16 protein-coding genes and 2 tRNA genes are annotated in these 17,966 nt (G+C 62.8%); 12 read left to right on the top strand and 6 right to left on the bottom strand.

The features are described 5' to 3' along the window. Window positions 1–25 precede the first annotated feature (25 nt). Entirely contained in the window at window positions 26–1,558 is a 1,533-nt protein-coding gene (locus B4393_RS02720; RefSeq protein ID WP_078332799.1) for a helicase HerA-like domain-containing protein, read from the bottom strand. Window positions 1,559–1,678: 120 nt separating this feature from the next. On the opposite strand from B4393_RS02720, the gene orn reads away from it, so the two are divergent. Continuing rightward, window positions 1,679–2,305 carry an oligoribonuclease gene (gene orn, locus B4393_RS02715; protein ID WP_109558244.1) on the top strand — a complete coding sequence of 209 codons (627 nt, stop codon included), beginning with the start codon at window positions 1,679–1,681 and terminating at the stop codon, window positions 2,303–2,305. A gap of 47 nt (window positions 2,306–2,352) precedes the next feature. Then, a tRNA-His gene (locus B4393_RS02710) sits at window positions 2,353–2,428 on the top strand. Between the two features lie 95 nt (window positions 2,429–2,523). Here B4393_RS02710 and B4393_RS02705 read toward each other — a convergent pair. Together B4393_RS02705 and B4393_RS02700 are read right to left on the bottom strand one after the other, a co-directional pair. Further along, a complete protein-coding gene (locus B4393_RS02705) occupies window positions 2,524–2,988 on the bottom strand; it encodes an SRPBCC family protein (RefSeq protein ID WP_078332797.1) in 465 nt (154 codons plus the stop codon). 177 nt (window positions 2,989–3,165) lie between these two features. Further along, the gene (locus B4393_RS02700; RefSeq protein ID WP_078333002.1) at window positions 3,166–3,582 is read right to left on the bottom strand and encodes a hypothetical protein; all 417 of its coding nucleotides are present in this window, start codon (window positions 3,580–3,582) and stop codon (window positions 3,166–3,168) included. An 823-nt stretch (window positions 3,583–4,405) separates the two neighbouring features. On the opposite strand from B4393_RS02700, the gene B4393_RS27425 reads away from it, so the two are divergent. From B4393_RS27425 to B4393_RS02670, 4 genes are all read left to right on the top strand, one after another. Beyond that, complete coding sequence (locus tag B4393_RS27425) at window positions 4,406–4,630, top strand: hypothetical protein (RefSeq protein ID WP_133052524.1); 225 nt, start codon at window positions 4,406–4,408, stop codon at window positions 4,628–4,630. Window positions 4,631–4,801: 171 nt separating this feature from the next. Beyond that, window positions 4,802–5,215 (top strand): DUF302 domain-containing protein, encoded by a 414-nt coding sequence (locus tag B4393_RS02685; protein ID WP_078333001.1) that lies wholly within the window; start codon window positions 4,802–4,804, stop codon window positions 5,213–5,215. Window positions 5,216–5,503: 288 nt separating this feature from the next. Beyond that, the gene (locus B4393_RS02680; RefSeq protein ID WP_236743094.1) at window positions 5,504–7,864 is read left to right on the top strand and encodes a heavy metal translocating P-type ATPase; all 2,361 of its coding nucleotides are present in this window, start codon (window positions 5,504–5,506) and stop codon (window positions 7,862–7,864) included. 1,126 nt (window positions 7,865–8,990) lie between these two features. Next, window positions 8,991–9,878, top strand: coding sequence for a DivIVA domain-containing protein (locus B4393_RS02670; protein ID WP_070935675.1), 888 nt, complete (start codon window positions 8,991–8,993; stop codon window positions 9,876–9,878). A gap of 63 nt (window positions 9,879–9,941) precedes the next feature. On the opposite strand, the gene B4393_RS02665 is transcribed toward B4393_RS02670, so the two are convergent. Continuing rightward, entirely contained in the window at window positions 9,942–11,162 is a 1,221-nt protein-coding gene (locus B4393_RS02665; RefSeq protein ID WP_078332792.1) for a L,D-transpeptidase, read from the bottom strand. A 159-nt stretch (window positions 11,163–11,321) separates the two neighbouring features. On the opposite strand from B4393_RS02665, the gene B4393_RS02660 reads away from it, so the two are divergent. The 3 genes from B4393_RS02660 (at window position 11,322) to B4393_RS02650 (ending at window position 13,096) form a co-directional block, all read left to right on the top strand. Continuing rightward, window positions 11,322–11,394: transfer RNA gene (locus tag B4393_RS02660), tRNA-Lys, on the top strand. 218 nt (window positions 11,395–11,612) lie between these two features. Then, window positions 11,613–12,104: an FAS1-like dehydratase domain-containing protein gene (locus tag B4393_RS02655; protein WP_078332791.1), complete on the top strand. Its 492-nt coding sequence runs from the start codon at window positions 11,613–11,615 to the stop codon at window positions 12,102–12,104. A gap of 176 nt (window positions 12,105–12,280) precedes the next feature. Next, the gene (locus tag B4393_RS02650) at window positions 12,281–13,096 is read left to right on the top strand and encodes an aldo/keto reductase (RefSeq protein ID WP_078333000.1); all 816 of its coding nucleotides are present in this window, start codon (window positions 12,281–12,283) and stop codon (window positions 13,094–13,096) included. A 6-nt stretch (window positions 13,097–13,102) separates the two neighbouring features. On the opposite strand, the gene B4393_RS02645 is transcribed toward B4393_RS02650, so the two are convergent. Both B4393_RS02645 and B4393_RS02640 read right to left on the bottom strand, forming a co-directional pair. Then, window positions 13,103–14,551, bottom strand: a complete 1,449-nt coding sequence (locus tag B4393_RS02645; RefSeq protein ID WP_078332790.1) for a flavin-containing monooxygenase — start codon at window positions 14,549–14,551, stop codon at window positions 13,103–13,105. After that, complete coding sequence (locus B4393_RS02640; protein ID WP_078332789.1) at window positions 14,548–15,405, bottom strand: SDR family oxidoreductase; 858 nt, start codon at window positions 15,403–15,405, stop codon at window positions 14,548–14,550. Before B4393_RS02640 ends, B4393_RS02645 begins: the two co-directional genes overlap by 4 nt. An 88-nt stretch (window positions 15,406–15,493) precedes the next feature. Between B4393_RS02640 and B4393_RS02635 the strand changes: the two genes are divergently transcribed. From B4393_RS02635 to B4393_RS02625, 3 genes are read left to right on the top strand one after another with little or no spacing between them, the layout of a single operon-like run. Next, window positions 15,494–16,129 (top strand): TetR/AcrR family transcriptional regulator, encoded by a 636-nt coding sequence (locus B4393_RS02635; protein ID WP_078332788.1) that lies wholly within the window; start codon window positions 15,494–15,496, stop codon window positions 16,127–16,129. A gap of 60 nt (window positions 16,130–16,189) precedes the next feature. Next, a complete protein-coding gene (locus tag B4393_RS02630) occupies window positions 16,190–17,479 on the top strand; it encodes a magnesium transporter MgtE N-terminal domain-containing protein (protein ID WP_070935688.1) in 1,290 nt (429 codons plus the stop codon). After that, a complete protein-coding gene (locus B4393_RS02625) occupies window positions 17,476–17,964 on the top strand; it encodes a DUF1003 domain-containing protein (RefSeq protein ID WP_078332787.1) in 489 nt (162 codons plus the stop codon). Before B4393_RS02630 ends, B4393_RS02625 begins: the two co-directional genes overlap by 4 nt. The last annotated feature ends 2 nt before the right edge of the window (window positions 17,965–17,966 follow it).

Genomic DNA, 17,966 nt, shown 5'->3' with positions numbered 1-17,966 from the left:
CAGTCAACGATCTGCCCGGCAGCCCTTACTTCTTACCCATATTGCGGATGAGCTGCTTGCCCAGCGCGCTGAGGAAGCTTTGAAAGCTCCGGTTACTGAGCAGACGCTGCCACCAGCGCGGCTTTTCGGGCACGGGCGTGGCACCCTTCTTCGCCGGAGCCTGATCAGTAGGAGTCTGGTCGGCCGGGGCCTGCTGCGCCGCGCGCTCTTGCAAGATCTCGTAGGCGGATCGTGAATCGACCGTCTGCCCATACTTGGACTGCAACGGGCTCGCCGCGGCCGCGGCCTTGATCGCATCATCGCCGATGGCCCCCATCAGGGAGCGCGGAGCGCGCAGCCGGGTCCACGCCACCGGGGTGGGCGCACCCACCTCCGAGAGCACCGTCACGATCGCCTCACCGATACCGAGCGAGGTCAGGGCCTTCTCGAGGTCGTACACACCGGTCTTGGGGTAGGTGCGCACCGTCTTGGTGAGAGCCTTCTGATCGTCGGGCGTGAACGCGCGCAAGGCGTGCTGGATGCGTGCACCCAGCTGCGAGAGCACGTCGTTGGGGATATCGGTGGGCAACTGGGTGCAGAAGAAGACACCGACACCCTTGGAACGGATGAGCTTGACCGTCTGCTCGACCTGCTCCAAGAACGCCTTGGATGCATCGGTGAACAGCAGGTGCGCCTCGTCGAAAATGAAGACGAGCTTGGGCTTGTCGACATCACCGACCTCAGGCAGGACGGTGAACAGGTCGGCCAGAATCCACATCAGGAACGTGGAGAACAACGCCGGGCGCGCAGCTTGGGTGCCCAGCTCCAGCAGCGTGATGATGCCCCGGCCGTCTGCGATGCGCATCAGGTCGGTGGGCTGGATCTCGGGTTCCCCGAAGAAGGTATCGCCGCCGTCGGCCTCCAGATTCACCAAAGCGCGCAGGATGACACCGGCGGTCGCGGCAGACACCCCACCGATCGACTTCAGATCCGCCTTGCCCTCATCACTGGCCAGGTAGGTGATAACCGCACGCAGATCCTTCAGGTCCAGCAGCGCCAGCCCCTGCTGATCGGCCCAGTGAAAGATCAGGCCCAGCGTTGATTCCTGGGTCGCGTTGAGCCCCAACACCTTCGACAGCAAGATGGGGCCGAAGCTGTGAATGGTGGCGCGGATCGGAACTCCGATACCCGTCGTCCCGAGCGACATGAATTCCGCCGGGAACCCCGACGGCGCCCAGTCGTCGCCGGTGTCCTTGGCGCGCGCGGCGGTCTTGTCGTTCGCCTCGCCGGGCTTGGAGATGCCCGAGAGGTCGCCCTTGACGTCGGCCATGACGACGGGAACTCCGGCGGCGCTGAGCTGCTCGGCGATCACCTGGAGCGTCTTGGTCTTACCGGTGCCGGTGGCACCGGCGATCAGCCCGTGGCGGTTCAGGGTCGCCAACGGAATTCGGATCCGCGCGGCCGGGTCGACGGTGCCGTCGACGATGACAGACCCCAGTTCAAGTGCTTGACCCGTGGTGGCGTATCCAGCGGCGATCTGCTGTGCGGGGGTGGTTCCAGCGGTGGTCGGCTCGGCCATGGCAACGACCCTATCGGCTCATCGCCGAGATGACATCTGTGCACGCGAAACACGAAACACCCCGTTCGTGGATGTCATCTCGGCGTCACCGGCGGCTCCGACCGCTACTGTGGTCAGACTGTGAGTGCTCCACGCGAAGAACTGGTCTGGATCGACTGCGAGATGACGGGGCTCGACCTCGGCTCGGACAAGCTGATCGAGATAGCCGCCCTCGTCACCGACGGCGATCTCAACATCCTCGGCGAAGGCGTCGACGTCGTCATTCATGCCGACGACGCCGCTTTGGCTGCGATGCCCCCGGTGGTCAAGGACATGCATGCCAAGTCCGGGCTCACCAATGAGGTCCGCAAGTCGACGGTCACCCTGAAAGAAGCCGAGGCGCTGGTTCTCGACTACATCCGTCAGCATGTGCCATCGGCCAAGACCGCTCCCCTGGCCGGAAACTCCATCGCCACCGATCGCGGATTCATCGCACGGGATATGCCGGAACTCGACGGTTTCCTGCACTACCGGATGATCGACGTCAGTTCCATCAAGGAGCTGTGCCGCCGCTGGTATCCCCGGATCTACTTCGGCCAGCCCGACAAGGGCCTGGCCCACCGCGCGCTCGCCGATATCAAGGAATCGATCCGCGAGCTGCGCTACTACCGCCGCGCGGCCTTCGTACCCGACCCCGGGCCGTCTACCAGTGACCTTGTCGCGATCGTGGCGGACCTGGACAACGCGCCGGATACCGATTCGGCCTAAGGCACCCTCACCGGTTAAGATCTTTCACGCCGCTTCACGCGGCAATGGTGGCTGTAGTTCAGTTGGTAGAGCACCAGGTTGTGATCCTGGCTGTCGCGGGTTCGAGTCCCGTCAGCCACCCCACGGGTGGGAGGCCTCAGGCCTCCCACCTTTTATTTTCTCCGGCCATCACCAGTCGGCGCAGGCCAAGCGTTCAGCACAACGCAAGATGACCGCGCCTAGGGCCGGTCCCCGTCGGGGTGGTCGAGCATCTCCGCAAGCCGCTGCAACCCTGCCACCAGGCCACCGCGCAAGACACTGCGTATACGCATATGCCCCGCGTTGTCGGGATCGAATCCAGACTGCACGTAGAGAAGTAGTGTTCCGCAGTCCATTGGATGCAATGTCCACACCGCAGTGGACGTCCACAACCGTGCCCCCTCCTCGGAGGTGTACTGAAATACGGCTGTCTCCTGGGGTTTCACGTGCAGAAGCTCACACTCAATGAGACCGTCGAAGTCCGTCCCGAGTATGGGGTAAGTCTTGAAAGTGAATGTGCGTCCGGCTTCAATAACCGGCATCGCGAGTTCCAGAGCCCAGTCAGCCAGCACAAAGTCTCGCGACACGAGGGCCTGCCACACAGATTCGGCGGCATACGCGTAGAAACGCCCCACTGTGAACGAAGTGGGATTGTCCCGGCTCATTCCAGGGAGCTCCTTCAGCGAGCGCGCAGGTATGCGTTCTGGATACCGCAGAACCCCACTTGACGGAGCATTTTTAGAATTGTTGTCCGTTTCTCCATCCGGCCGCCGATGGCACGGACGGACCTCTCCGCAGGTGGAGAGACCGGCAGTTCGCGCAAGCGCCGGTCCGCCCGCACTTTAGTTGCTGGCGGACGTTGGCCGTTCTGATGCCGTTCGACTCGCGGCAGGAACCCAGCCGATGACAGTCAGGTACAACCCAGCCATCGCCAGGACGGCGCCGCTGACCTGCCACCAGATGACCGCGTCAAGCATTTTGTTTCCAAATGACAAGTACGACACGGGAAATACCATCAAAGCCAGCCCCTTGAACGCCGTCAACCAACCGAGCAGTGACACGATGCTAGCGGCGGCGCCACGCCAGTAGGGGTGAAGCACGATCACAGACAGGCCCATGGGCAGAACAAATGCGCCACAGATCCATGGCCAAGCGGCGTCGGTATCGAACTCCGTTAGCAGGGCGCGCATATATGCGACGCGGGCGACCATGGTCAGCGCGGCGACGACGAGATACGGACCCAGCACCTGGGCGAACAGGCGGGTGCGATTCTGGATTTGCGAACTCATGAGGATCTCCTCCGCTGGTTAGAGTTGTTTGGCCGCAACTACTTTGGTTCCTACGTCACCGAATATCACGAAATATCATGGCGCTAGTAGATCTGTTGGCGGCAGCCAGCGGCAGAGGCACACGTCCCGTGTCTGCGGGCCATTCGTCAGCGGTAGGCGCACAACGAGCACTCGCCGCCAACCGATTTCAACGACATCAGCTCTCCGATCTCCACAGTGGAGACATGCCATTTGAAGAGCCGGGACTGGCATCGTTCCACTCGAGTACATGTTCCACCGCAGAGCCCCGGACGGTGACTTTCGGCTCTGTATCGAGACATTGGCTGTAGCGATGATGATCTTGGCACCTCAGCTGCGGGGAGCCGATCGACCATCGAAGATATGGATACGAATGCCATGGTTCGCAATAGGATTCAGTCGACAGCGTTTAGCGCAGGGTTCCTCACTCAGGAATTTCTGAGGTCGGAATATGTCGACCACACATACGCGGGTTGGCCAATCGATCAACGCCTCGAAGGATTTCTCCGCCATCACGAGATTGCCCGGACTGCCTATGACGGCGACATCCATACCATGCTTCTAGAGCGCGTCATGGCGTACATCGGTAAGTCGTCTCGCCACGAACTTGGCAGCCTCGGATAATGAAATAGTCTGCGATGCTACGAAATTCGACTTCCAGCACGGCGGTTTGCGCGCGTCGATATCAACCCGCATCTATTGCCTGAGTCACGGCTACGTCAAGAGCACCGCGGAGTGCCCGAGAACACAAGGGATAACTAGGAAGGTAATTCACATGAAAGAAGTTGACTTGGCGCGGATGCGTCATGAAGCGTTGGATCGGGTCAGACACTGCGAGAAGTTTGAGCAGCGCACCGTATACGACAGTCTGGACCCGGCGCATCGCGACTACCTCGCCTGGTGCCAGCGACTCGCCCAGGTGGAAGCTCTCGTCACGATCAGCGGGGAGCTCGCACAGATACGTGAACACCTGGAGAAGACGGGCCTCAATCAAGACTGATCGTTGATCGCCCCGGACAAGTCAGGCGTTGATATCACCGCACGGACCCGGACCGCCGCGCCCCCTGCTTGTTTCGCGAAATTTCGACAAGAATCCACTGCATTTTGATACTACGGTGCAAACGACTCAACCTTGCGCTTTCGTATCCACACCCACGACCGCGGAGTCATCATGTCAATCGCGCTGTCAGCCGCTCTGCATACATCATTCGCTGATGCCGTCGCTCGAACCCGGGATGCCCTGGCACAAGAGGGCTTCGGAGTTCTTACCGAGATCGATATGAAGGCCACACTCAAGGCGAAGTTGAACGAAGACATGGAGGACTACCTCATTCTCGGCGCCTGCAACCCACCCCTAGCCCACCGCGCGGTAAACGCGGACCGTCAGATCGGTTTACTGTTGCCGTGCAACGTCATCGTGCGCTCCGACCCGGATGACGACATGTCCGTCATCGTCGAGGCTATGAACCCGCAGATACTGGCCGAGATTACCGGCGAACACGCTCTGCGGGATATCGCGGACGAAGTTACGAAGAAGATGCAGGCCGTCATCGATTCACTGCGCACCACGGCACCACCTCACTGACCCGATCCGGTACGTGGGCAACTGTCGGGCGTACGCGAAGCTACGCGTATGAAATCCGGTTCTTCGCTTTTGCCGCGAATTACGGCGCGGCAGGACAGCCGGTGACCTTCTTCTCTATCCAAAGATTGTGGACTCAACAGAGACTGCGATAAACGCCATCGCACACAAACGTCACGATCAGTTGGGCCATGGAAGCAGACCATGTCCATTCGCGACTTCTTAATCGCTAGAACAAGACGGCGTCCTCCAGCAACTAGCTGCACGCCCGAGACAGCCAAGGAGTCTGTGGTGAACAATGTCGGATCGCCGGTCGACAGCTGGGTCTCGCGATTAGGTCGATGGTTCGGGCCCGCGCTGGTGCTGGTGACGCTAGGCGCACTGGTGGCCGGTGCGGCGGCCTGGCTAGCCGGCTGGTCTCGTACGGCAGACGGCTGCTGGATGGCCGGCACGGTGACGGCTGTGGTACCAGCAGTGGCGTGGGTCGTCGCGTCCTTGCGTCGCCATCAGGCCGGTGTGGATCTTATTGCGGTGTTGTCGTTGATCGGCACCATGCTCGTGCACGAGTACCTGGCCGGCGCGTTGATCGCGGTGATGCTCGCTGGAGGCCGAGCATTGGAAGCTGCCGCTGGCCGCCGCGCGTCCCATGACCTGCGAGCCCTGCTGCAGCGCGCACCGCGGTCCGCCCGACGCCGCACCGGGTCCGAGGTAACCGTGATTCCACTCGCCGAGGTGGCCGTGGGCGATCTGCTCGTCGTTGGGCCGGGTGAGATTGTGCCGGTGGACGGGCGTATCGCGGGCACGGTAGCCGTATTTGACGAATCCGCGCTAACCGGCGAACCGGTGCATGTGCAGCGAGCAGTCGGTGAGCCAGTGCGTAGCGGTGTCGTCAACGCAGGCGGCGCATGTGAACTACGCGCCAGCGCCACCGCCGAGAACAGCACATACGCAGGCATCGTGCGATTAGCGGAGCAGACGGGTGCAGAAAGCGCACCGGTCGTGCGTTTGGCCGACCGGTATGCGGCATGGTTTCTACCTCTGGCGCTGTTGGTAGCCGGCGGCGCATGGCTGGCTACCGGTTCGATGGTGCGCGCGGTCGCGGTGCTGGTTGTGGCCACGCCATGTCCACTGCTACTCGCCGCGCCGGTGGCCATCGTCTCCGGCTTATCGCGAGCATCGCGTCACGGCGTGGTGGTTCGTAGTGGCGGCGCGCTCGAAAATCTTGGGCACGCAACTACTTTGGCCATGGACAAGACCGGCACACTGACGATGGGGTGTCCTACGGTCGTCGAGGTCGTGGCCGGACCCGGGCGCGATGGCACCGAGATTTTACGGCTGGCCGCATCGGTCGACCAGTTCTCGCCGCACGTTTTGGCCGAGGCTATCGTCACCGAGGCTCTCGACCGGGGCTTGCAGCTTTCGCTTCCCGTCGACGTCACCGAGGAACCCGGACGTGGCGTCACCGCCACCATCGATGACCTGCGGATCCAGGTTGGCAAACTCGCCGAGAACAACGTGACGGCCGAATGGGCCCGCAAGGCGACCAATCACGCCCGCCTCGACAGCGCCGCTGTCACATGGGTGTGCCTGGAAAGTACCCCCGTGGGGGCATTGCTACTGCGGGACCCATTGCGCCGAGATGCATCTCGCACGATGCGCCGGTTACGCACTGCCGGGCTCAACCGACTAGTCATGCTGACCGGCGACCGTGTCGAACCCGCCCGCGAGGTCGCCACGGTACTGGGACTCGATGAGGTGTACGCCCAACAGACTCCCACCGACAAGGTCGCCGCCGTCCGAGCCGAACGCGATCGCGCCGTCACCGTGATGGTCGGCGACGGGATCAACGATGCGCCGGCGCTGGCCGCTGCCACCGTCGGCGTTGCGATGGGGGCCCGCGGCGCCACCGCATCTTCTGAAGCCGCCGACATCGTGTTAACCACCGACCGTCTCGACCGTCTCGCCGATGCGATGGACATCGCCCGTTGGTCACGGCACATCGCGGTGGAGAGCGCCGTCGTGGGCATGGGCCTATCGCTCATCGCCATGGTCATCGCTGCGCTCGGTTGGCTACCGCCCGCGGCGGGTGCCCTGCTACAGGAGGGGATCGATATCGCGGTCATCCTCAATGCTCTGCGCGCCTTGGGCGGCAATCCTGCCGTTAGGGTCGAGCTGCCCGCCGAGACTGAGCAGATGCTGCGCCGCTTCGCTGCCGAACACGACGAACTGCGCGACGCCGTTGGACTGTTGCGCGACGCAGCCAATCTGCTCACGGCCGGAACCGGCGCGACGGCGCTAGATGCATTGACCAAGGCACACGCGTTTCTGTGCGATCGCCTGCTGCCCCACGAACACGCCGAGGAAACCGAGCTCTACCCTGCGCTGGCGCACCCGTTGGGCAGCGGCGAGGCCACCGCCACGATGAGTCGCACCCACGCCGAAATCCAGCGACTCGCAGAGCGAATCGGCACGCATCTGGCTCTGGCCAAGGGCGGCGGAGCGATACAACCCGATCAAGTTGACGATCTGCTGGCGTGCCTATACGGCCTGTACGAACTGCTTCGGCTGCACTTCATGCAGGAGGAGGAGAATTACTTCACCCTCACCGAAGACGTGTCCGACCCCAACAAAATCTCCTGCCCAACAGCGTGATCCGGCCACCCTCTCACGACGCTGCGGCTCGGCCGCCTATACCCGGGCGCAGGAATTATTCGCCTCACCGTGACCAAGGTCCACGTCATCGGGGACCGATGATAGCTACACGGCATGGTTCTTCGGCGGTAACTTTCTCAGCAGCTGAAGGCGTACCGCGAAACTAGCGAACGGACGTCGGCTAGCGCCCCTAAAAGGAGTTGTGCGAAATGACCGAAACACCCGAATCGTCAACGCAACCAGCGCCAGCGGACTCTGTTGCCGTTACACCCGGCGTCAGGATTGACAGTCAAAACCATCGGCTTTACCAAGCCCTCGCGTGGGTCGGAATCGTCGCCGGTACCTTGTTTATCGTTGCTGTGGTGTTCGTGTCCGGCCTATTCGCTGGATGGTCCACCAGTAGTTACGACGGGTGGCACCACGGATATGCCCAGCACTCTTTGCGGGATGGCTCCAATGGAACCTGCCCGATGATGGGCCCAGGCGGCATGATGGGTCCAGGCGGCATGACGGGCCCGGGCGGCATGACGGGCCCGGGCGGCATGATGAAGCCCGGACAGTCCTCCACCCCAATGATGCCGCCGATGCCGCGCCCTTGAAACAGCACCATGTCGCGGATTGATCACCGGTTGTGTTAGAGGTCAAGCCATGTATCAGCTGTGCAATAGCCATAACAGCCGATAGTCATCTGCGGCTCCCTGCGACGCGCGATTGCGTGTTCCGTCCGCGATCAGGCAAATCACAAGATCGCTACCTGACAGCGGACATTCAGAATTGATTCCAGGAAACACCTCCTGCACGAGCTACGTTCCGCAATTGCACCCACGGCAAATCATGTGGCACGCAACACATGCTTCGGTAGTGATCCCGACAGGGAATATCCAGCTAATTTAGCCAACAAGCATGAACCGTGATAGCGAACCCGCCGACCGAATGCTGCCGTCTCGCCACGGCGGCAATGTTTGCAGAAACGGATGCCGTGACCAGGAGTGTCAGATGCAAGCAATCTGGTTACGTCGCGATCCACTATTTACCAACACCGCTGTACGAGAACTGGTAACGCGTGTCATACTCTTCGCGGGCTAACGCCAGCTCCTACTTCCATACCTGTGTTCAAGGGGTACAAGTGACCGCGACCACCACCAATGAGTCCACTCGGAACTTCACGCGGACCCGCAACGGGTACGACCCCATTGAGGTCAACGAGTACATCAGCCGGCTGACGATCATGCACCAGTCGGGGCTGAACGATGTCGAGACGCTCAAGAGCCGGCTCGAGGACGCCACCAAGCAGATCGGCTCGCTCAAGGATGAGGTGTCCAACCTCAGCGACACCTCCCCTTCCGCACACGCGATGACCGACCGTATGGCCAAGATGCTCCGCATCGCGGTCGACGAGGTCTCCGAGATGCAGAGCGAGGCGCGCACCGAATCCGCCGCCCTGGTCGCCGCCGCCAAGTCCGACGCCGAAGCCATGCGCACCAAGCACAAGGAAATGCTCGCCGACATGGCGGCCCGGCAGAGCGCACTGGAGACCGAATACACCGAGGTGATGGCGAGGGCCCGCGAGGAAGCCAATCAGATTGTCGCCCAGGCGGTCAGCGAGTCCGAACGCCTCCGGGCCGCGGAGGCCAAGCGGCGAGAGAAGGCCGAGACGGAGCTGGACGAAGAACTGACCAAGCTGCGCACAGAGACCCAGTCGGCCGTCGACGAGCAGCGGCGCGGCACCCAGGCCGAGTGCGAGAAGCGGCTTGCCGACGCCAAGGAGGAGGCAGATCGTCGCCTGCGCCTGGCCGACGAGCAGATCGAACGCCGCCTGGATCAGGCCCGCCGGTCCGTGGAAGAGGTTGGTCAGCAGCGCATCTCGATCCTGGAGCAGCTGATGAGCGTGCATGGCAAACTCGAGAGCATCCCGTCGATCCTGGAGTCGGCCTACCGCGATCGCGACAACTCCAAGTCGATCATCATGGTGCCGTCCAAGCGGGTACTCGACCAGAAGGTCATCGAGGGGTAGGTACCACGAACGAAAAGCCCCCGCGCGCTCGAGGCGCCGGGGGCGTTTTCGTCTGCGGGGCCGCTACTGCTGCCGGGCGTTCCCGGCCTTCCACTGCGCCCACGGGATGTTCCAGTCGCCCAGGCCCTCGGTACCGGGTAGCACAGGCCCGACGGTGTTGGAGACGATCACCACGTCGCCGCGTTTAGTGTTCTCGTAGAACCACTTCGCGTTCGCGGTGCTGACGTTCAGGCAGCCGTGGCTGGTGTTGGTGCGGCCCTGCGCGCCGACGGACCACGGCGCGGCGTGCACGTAGATCCCGCTGTACGACATCTGGGTGGCGTACTGCACCTTGGTGCGGTAACCGTCGGGCGAGTTGACCGCGACGCCATAGGTCGACGAGTCCATGATCAGATCCTTGAACCGCTCACCGATGATGTACGTGCCGTTGTTGGTGGGCGCCTTGTCCTTACCCATCGAGGTGGGCATGGTCTTGATGATCTCGCCGTTGCGCTCGATATTGAGCACCTTGTTCGTGTCATCCACCCGGCTGATGATCGCGTCGCCGATGGTGAAGTGGGACGCCACATTGTCCTGACCGAACACGCCACTGCCCAGGTCCACCCCGTAGGTGTTGACCTTCACGTCGACCGCCGTGCCGGAATCCCAGAAAGATTCGGGGCGCCAACGCACTTCGCGGTTGTTCAGCCAATAGAACGCACCCTCCACGGGAGGGTTGGTGGTGATCTTGATGGCCTTCTCGGCCGCGGCCCGGTTCGGGATGTTCTCGTCGAATCGGATGGCGACCGTCTGGCCGACGCCGACGACCTCACCATCGCCCGGCACGACATACGGCATGGTCATGTTGTCCGGGGAATGCGTGCGGAACGTCGCATTCGCACGAGCCACACCGCCGAGCCCACGTGCATCCGCGTTGATCGTGTACTGCTTGTCGTACCCGAGCGGTTCGGTGGTCGACCAGGTGACACCATCGGGGCCGACTTCGCCAGCGATCTCTTTGCCATCGGCGTTCACCATGGTGACGCTGCCGAGCACACCTTCGCCTGCCGTGACCGTCACCGGCGCATCGACCGACACACCAACGGCCCCGTCCTTAACTGACATTGCCAGCTTGGGCACCAGCAGATCGGCGTAAGGCGTTGCCTTATCAATAACTTTCGGCGGTTCCTGCGGTGCGGTGCTGGAGCATCCGACCAGTACAGCCATTGCCACGACAGGGAGGACCAATGCGGTTGCCCACCGCCGACGCGCGCCAATCAACAGGCGTGGACGACCCTGGGTCATGCTTTGCTCCCTTTGAATCTTGATGCATGCAAACTCAACGATGATTGTACGGGTTCACGATGGTCGGCGACGACCTCAACAACCGCGACCGGGCTATCGCCGAGATTACAATTTTCGTTACAGGCTCCGAGGCTGCTAAGGTCTTCCACGCACGTTCACGCGCCGTTAGCTCAGTTGGTAGAGCAGCTGACTCTTAATCAGCGGGTCCGGGGTTCGAGCCCCTGACGGCGCACAATGCAGGACGGTGTAGGCGGGATTTAGGTCCCGCCTACACACCCTCCAATTCCCCCGGTTCGTGGTCACAGGCCAGATTCGCGGCGGCTTCGATGATTACGTCGCGGCGGTACGGCCATGCCGCGCAAGCACATCGAGTTGATACCGAAGGCTGGAACGCGCGGTTTTGGGGGCCCTCAGGGAGACTGCAAGTCAACGCTCGTTTACATTAATCCCATGCCCATCTCTCCCGATCTGATCGGCACTCACCATCGCTACCCCTCCACGTACGTGGTCGAACGCGAGAAGATCCGTGAACTGTCCCTGGCTATCCAGAACCATCACCCCGCACACCACACGCTGTCCGCGGCCAACGCCCTCGGACACCACCAGCTGGTGATACCCCCGACGTTCCTGTGCATCCTGGGATACCGCGCCCAAAAATGGTTTCTGCAACACAGCGGCATCACCATCAACGACAAGAAAATCGCGCAAGTGGATCAGCAGTTCACGATGCTGCGCCCGATCATCGCTGGGGACGTCCTGCACTGCGAGGTCCACATGCATGACATCCGCACCGCATTCGGCGCCGACATCGTCACCACCAAGAACGTCATCACCACCGACGACGGAACGGCCGTACAACTCGGATACACCACCCTCATGGGCCAAACCGGAGACCAACCGGGATTCACTCAATTCACCTCAGAGAGCGTTTCCGCGGTTTAAGTAGCGCCGGGTCGCCGCGCCAAGCCGAAGTGCTTACCCCTGAGTCCAATCCGTCACCAGGCACACCACACGTCTCGTGATCCAACCTGGTGCCCGCCTCTGAACCCCATGGCCGGGAATACTCGAGAGCGCCCTGCGTTGGGTTGACCGTGACGGTTCCCCACGTAGTGCCCAATGTGACCCTCAATTCCGGTACCACGATTCCCCAGCTGGGCTTCGGGGTGTGGCAGGTGCCCAACGACGGCGCCGAGGCCGCCGTGTCGACCGCGTTGCAGGTCGGATATCGCAGCATCGACACCGCGAAGGTGTACGAGAACGAGGAGGGCACCGGCCGTGCGATCACGGAATCCGGCCTTCCGCGCGGCGACGTCTTCCTGACCACCAAGCTGTGGAATGGCGATCAGGGTTACGACAGCGCGTTGCGCGCCTTTGACGCCTCCCTGGAGCGCCTAGGGACCGATTATGTGGACCTGTACCTCATCCACTGGCCGGTGCCAGAGCTCGATGAATACGTGGCCAGCTTCAAGGCCCTGCAGCGGATCCAGGCCGACGGGCGCGCCAAGGCCATCGGAGTCAGCAACTTCACCGTCGAGAACCTCCAGCGACTGATCGACGAGACCGGCGAGGTGCCCGCCCTCAACCAGATCGAGCTGCACCCTCGGTTCACCCAGCCCGAGCTGCGCGCGTTCCATGCCGAGTACGGCATTGCCACCGAGGCGTGGTCGCCACTCGGTCAGGGCACGATCCTGGAGGATGCGACGCTCGGTGCCATCGCCGAAACCCACAATGTGAGTGCCGCACAGGTGATCCTGCGCTGGCACCTACAGCTGGGCAACGTCGTCATCCCCAAATCGGTGACGCCGGCCCGCATCGCCGCCAACTTTGACGTCTTCGGGTTCGAGCTCAGCTCCGACGAGATGGAGCGCATCACCGCGCTGCATACGCCCGACGGTCGCATCGGCCCGGACCCCTCGACGTTCAACCTGCGCTGACGCGCCTCACTGCAGGATGTAGTGGCTCTCCTCGGGCGATGCGAGCATGCGCTCCATCGTCTTTCGGTCAAAGGGCCATAGATCGACGGATCCGTCGTCGGTGAGGTACCAGGAGTTACACCCGGTGGCCCAGACGGTCGGCTTCATCGCTTCGCGCGCTTGGTCATTGAACTCATCAGTGGCCTCGCGGCTCACTTCCACGGTGTTGATCTCGCCGCGGGCGAAGCGATGAAGCCAGCCGATGATGTATTCGGCGGTGCGTTCGGCCGTGTGCTGAAGCCAAATCGAGCCGGTCGGTGAGTTGGGGCCAAGCACTGTGAAGAAGTTCGGGAAGCCGGGGATCGCGGTCATCCGGTAAGCCTTGGGGCCCTTCTCCCACGCCTCGTCAATCGAGTACCCATCCTTGCCAACCAGATTCATGGGACGCATGTAGTTGTGCGCCTGGAATCCGGTCGCCAGCACAATCACGTCGAAATCACGTTCGACACCGTCGACCGTAACGATGCCGGTTGGCGTAACCCTGTCGATGCGATCGGTGACGATCTCCACGTTCGGCTTCTGGACGGCGCGATGGAACGACCCGGACAGCACCTGCCGCTTGCACAGCGGCTGGTAGTCCGGGGTGAGTTTCTGACGCAGCTCCTTGTCGCGGATCAAGTGCAGGCACGCGCGCGCATACTGCTGCACGAGACGCCGCCCCCAGCTGGGCCGGGTCACAATGTTCACCAGAGCATCGGTGCCCGTGAGCGCGGTCAACCGCACGATGCGTTGAGTCGGCAACGCCTCCAGCACCTTGGTGACGAACTTCGGCTGCCGCATCGCCATCGGCGCCCACAGCACCCACTGCGGAGTCCGGATGAAGGACGTCACCTGCTCGACGATGGGTTGCATCGCCGAAACAACCTGCACCCCGGTGGAACCCGTTCCAATGGCAGCAACGCGCTTGCCTTCCAACTGCACCGAATCGTCCCACCGTGCGGTGTGCACCACGTTCCCCTGGAAGCTGTCGAGCCCGGGGATGTCAGGAATGTTCGGGTGGTGTAGCACTCCCGTGGCAGCGATCAGAAAGTCGCACTCGAGCGTCTCCCCTGCCGCGGTGGAGACCCGCCAGCCAGCGCCGGTGAACTCCGCGGCCGTGACTTCCTGCCCGCACCGAATATGCGACATCACGCCCAAATCCTCGGCAGCCTTGCGGTGATACGCCTGAATCTCGCTACCGGTGGCGAACAGTCGCGGCCAGTCAGTCCGGGGCGCGAACGGGTACTGGTAAGCCTGCGACGGCACATCGCAGGTCAGCCCCGGATAGCGGTTCCAGTACCAAACGCCGCCGACGTCATCGCCCTTCTCCAGAATAGTGAAATCGTTGAAGCCGGCCTCTTTGAGCTTGTGTCCCACGGCAATCCCGGCCATGCCCGCCCCGACGACGATGACCTTCGGGTCACGCCGATCGCTCATTTCTGATGCTCCTTGCTCTGACGCTCGATGCGTTCGATATAGGCACCGCGCGCGTTCAGGTCGAGCGATGTCAGGGCACGACGGTCGTCGATGAGCCGGCGGGCAAGTCGCTCAACCGGTTCGGGCACAAACAGATCCACCACCCCCCATCCGAAGGCGAGCCAGCCGGGCACCGAAATCTGCGCGCGACGGGTATCGACGCTGCGAACAATTGCGGCCGCCACATCCTCCGGATCGACGGTCGGCATGCCCTTGCCCAGCGGTGCCCCCGAGGCCAGTTCGGTCCGGACCGCGCTCGGCAGCACGCAGCTGATGCTGACGCCGCTGTTCCCGTATTCCTTGCGCAGCGCCACCGATAGCCCGACGGCACCAAACTTGGAGGCGTTGTAGGTGACCATGCCGGGAACGGCCAACTTGCCCGCCATCGACGCCACATTGACAATGTGTCCACACCCGCGGGCCACCATCTCCGGCAACGCGGCCCGTGCACCATTGAGCGGACCACGCACGTTCACGTCGAGGATCAAGTCGGTGGTGCGCTCGTTCTCTTCGACAAACCCGCCCAGCGGCATGACACCGGCGTTGTTGATCAGGATGTCGACGGGCCCGGACTCACTGCGCACGCGGTCGAGGAAGGCGGCCCACGACTCGGGCTTGGTGACATCGAGGGCACCCGCCTGCGCATTGCGGATGCCGTGCGCCGTCTCCTTGGCGACCACGTCATCGACGTCACCAATCCACACGTCGGCGCCCCTGTCGGCGAAGAGTCGCGCGGTCGCCGCGCCGATTCCTCGGGCCCCGCCGGTGATGACGACCACCGCGCCAGCCAGCTCAATTTTCGGATAACGACTCACATCAACCTCCAACAGAACGGAATGGTGTGTCAGTTTCGGAATGATATGTCATTCTTGAGAAGTGTCAAGGTCGGTAGGATCGCCCATCATGTCGACAAGTCCGGCTAGCTCCCCCGCGCTCAGTCGCGCCGAGCGCAAGAAGCTCGAAATGCGCCAGGAGATCTTGGACGCGGCGTTCGCGTGCTTCGCCGAGCAGGGCTACCACGCCACCGGTGTGGCGGATATCGCCGGACGGATCGGGATCGGCCATGGGACCTTCTACCGGTACTTCAAGAGCAAACGGGACATCATCGAGCATGTCATCGATGACGTCACCGGACAGATCTTTGAGGCGATCGGCGCCGAGAACGCCGCAGGACTCGCGGACGACATCGAGCAGTACCGGCAGCAATCGGTCCGGATCGGCGCCGCTCTCGCACACCTGTTTCGCGACAACCCGCATCTACCACTACTGCTCCTCGAAGCAGGTTCGGTGGACAGCGAGCTGCGCGAACGCGTCTTCGGCATGCTCTCCACGAGTGATCACCTCACCGAGGCATACCTACGACACGGAGTCGAAAAAGGTTACCTACGCGCCGATCTCGACACCGAATACACCGCCCGTGCAGTGACCGGAATGATCCTGGCCAACGGACTGCACGCGTCACGGGGCGGCGAGGTACAGGACACCGAGCGATTCTCGGCCGCCGTCATCGCACTCATGTACGGCGGAATCGGCCCCTAACCACCCAACTCGCGACACCGGCACACGGCCGCAATGTGGTTACCCCCTAACCTTGCTGTCATGGCCGCAGTGAGCAAGGTGTTCGCAGCCAGGCTCTCAGGCCTGGTTGTTCTGGGCCCGGACGGCGAGTCGATCGGACGGGTTCGCGATGTCGTGATCGGCATGGGAGTTGCCCGAAAACAGCCGCGCGTCATCGGACTCGTTGTCGAAATGCTCACGCGCCGAAGAATCTTCGTGCCCATGCTGCGGGTCACCGCCATCGAGCCCGGATCGGTGACACTGAACACCGGAAACGTCTCATTGCGCCGCTTCGAACAACGCCCCAGCGAGGCATTGGTCCTGGGCCAAGTCCTGGACACCACCGTGCACACCGACGATCCCGAGCTCGAACAGTTCGCCGGAATAGATCTCACCGTGGTGGACCTGGGACTCGAGCAGACCCGCACCCGCGACTGGGTGGTCACCCGCGTGGCGGTGCGAAGCCCGCGACGGCTGGGACGGCGCAGCGGTGTACAGGTCACCGAATGGAGCCACATCCAGGGATTGACGCCCTCGACCCTGAACTTGCCCGGGCAGGGCGTGGCCCAGCTGATGCTTCAGTTCGAGGGCATGCGGCCGGTCGAGGTGGCCGATGCCATCCGCGAGCTTCCGCCCAAGCGACGCGACGAGGTACTTGGCGCGTTCGACGACGAGCGGCTGGCCGACATCCTTCAGGAACTTCCCGAGGATGATCAGGCCGCGGTGCTGACCAAGCTGGAAGACGAACGCGCCGCGGATGTGCTGGAGGCGATGGATCCCGACGATGCCGCCGACCTGTTGGGTGAACTACCACCCGCAGAGGCCGAATCACTTCTGGCGCTGATGGATCCGGAAGACTCCGAGCCGGTCCGCCGACTACTCACCCACTCCCCCAACACCGCCGGCGGCATGATGACGCCGGAGCCCGTGATTTTGAGCCCCAACACCACCGTCGCCGAAGCACTTGCCCGCGTGCGCGATCCGGACCTGACACCCGCACTCTCCTCGCTGGTATTCGTGGTACGACCGCCGACGGCGACGCCCACCGGCCGCTACCTGGGATGCGTGCACCTGCAGCGGCTGCTGCGTGAACCTCCCTACGCGATGGTTGGCGGCATCCTCGATGCCGATCTGCCCTATCTGGACGCCGAGGCGCCGCTGGCCGAGGTGACCCGTTACTTCGCCGCCTACAACCTGGTGTGCGGCCCGGTGATCGACAGGGAGGACCACTTGCTCGGTGCCGTCACCGTGGACGACGTGCTGGATCACCTGATGCCCGACGGCTGGCGCGCCGAGGAGCCCGAGTCTGTCACGGGAGGCGACCGCTTGTGAGTGAGATGTCGGCACGACAACGGCTCGATACCCCGCGCACCTCGCGCGGGCTGTCCCTCGGTCTCGACGTGGAAGCTGTCGGACAGGTCAGTGAAAACATCGCCCGCTTCCTCGGGACCGGGCGATACCTCGCCATGCAGACGATCTTCGTCCTGGTATGGATTGCGTTGAACCTGTTCGCGGTTGGACTGCAATGGGATCCGTACCCGTTCATCCTGCTCAACCTGGCGTTTTCCACCCAGGCCGCCTACGCGGCGCCACTGATCCTGCTGGCCCAGAACCGGCAGGAAAACCGCGACCGCGTGTCACTCGAAGAGGACCGCAGACGGGCCGAACAGACGAAGGCCGATACCGAGTACCTGGCCCGGGAGCTCGCCGCCCTGCGACTGGCAGTTGGCGAGGTCGCGACCCGTGACTACCTGCGCCGCGAGCTGGAACAAATACACGAGGCACTGGAGAAGATCCGCGAAAAGGATCTGCTGTAACC

Origin of the sequence: Mycobacteroides franklinii (assembly GCF_002013895.1) — a bacterium.
GTDB lineage: Bacteria > Actinomycetota > Actinomycetes > Mycobacteriales > Mycobacteriaceae > Mycobacterium > Mycobacterium franklinii.
This window is presented reverse-complemented; position numbering and strand designations above follow the sequence as displayed.

Excerpts from the sequence above, each read along its gene's own strand:
- B4393_RS02655 (WP_078332791.1), top strand. The coding sequence starts at position 11,613 with ATGCCCATCTCTCCCGATCTGATCGGCACTCACCATCGCTACCCCTCC.
- B4393_RS27425 (WP_133052524.1), top strand. The coding sequence starts at position 4,406 with ATGAAAGAAGTTGACTTGGCGCGGATGCGTCATGAAGCGTTGGATCGG.
- B4393_RS02705 (WP_078332797.1), bottom strand. The coding sequence starts at position 2,988 with ATGAGCCGGGACAATCCCACTTCGTTCACAGTGGGGCGTTTCTACGCG.
- B4393_RS02635 (WP_078332788.1), top strand. The coding sequence starts at position 15,494 with ATGTCGACAAGTCCGGCTAGCTCCCCCGCGCTCAGTCGCGCCGAGCGC.
- B4393_RS02645 (WP_078332790.1), bottom strand. The coding sequence starts at position 14,551 with ATGAGCGATCGGCGTGACCCGAAGGTCATCGTCGTCGGGGCGGGCATG.
- B4393_RS02665 (WP_078332792.1), bottom strand. The coding sequence starts at position 11,162 with ATGACCCAGGGTCGTCCACGCCTGTTGATTGGCGCGCGTCGGCGGTGG.
- B4393_RS02685 (WP_078333001.1), top strand. The coding sequence starts at position 4,802 with ATGTCAATCGCGCTGTCAGCCGCTCTGCATACATCATTCGCTGATGCC.
- B4393_RS02720 (WP_078332799.1), bottom strand. The coding sequence starts at position 1,558 with ATGGCCGAGCCGACCACCGCTGGAACCACCCCCGCACAGCAGATCGCC.
- B4393_RS02630 (WP_070935688.1), top strand. The coding sequence starts at position 16,190 with ATGGCCGCAGTGAGCAAGGTGTTCGCAGCCAGGCTCTCAGGCCTGGTT.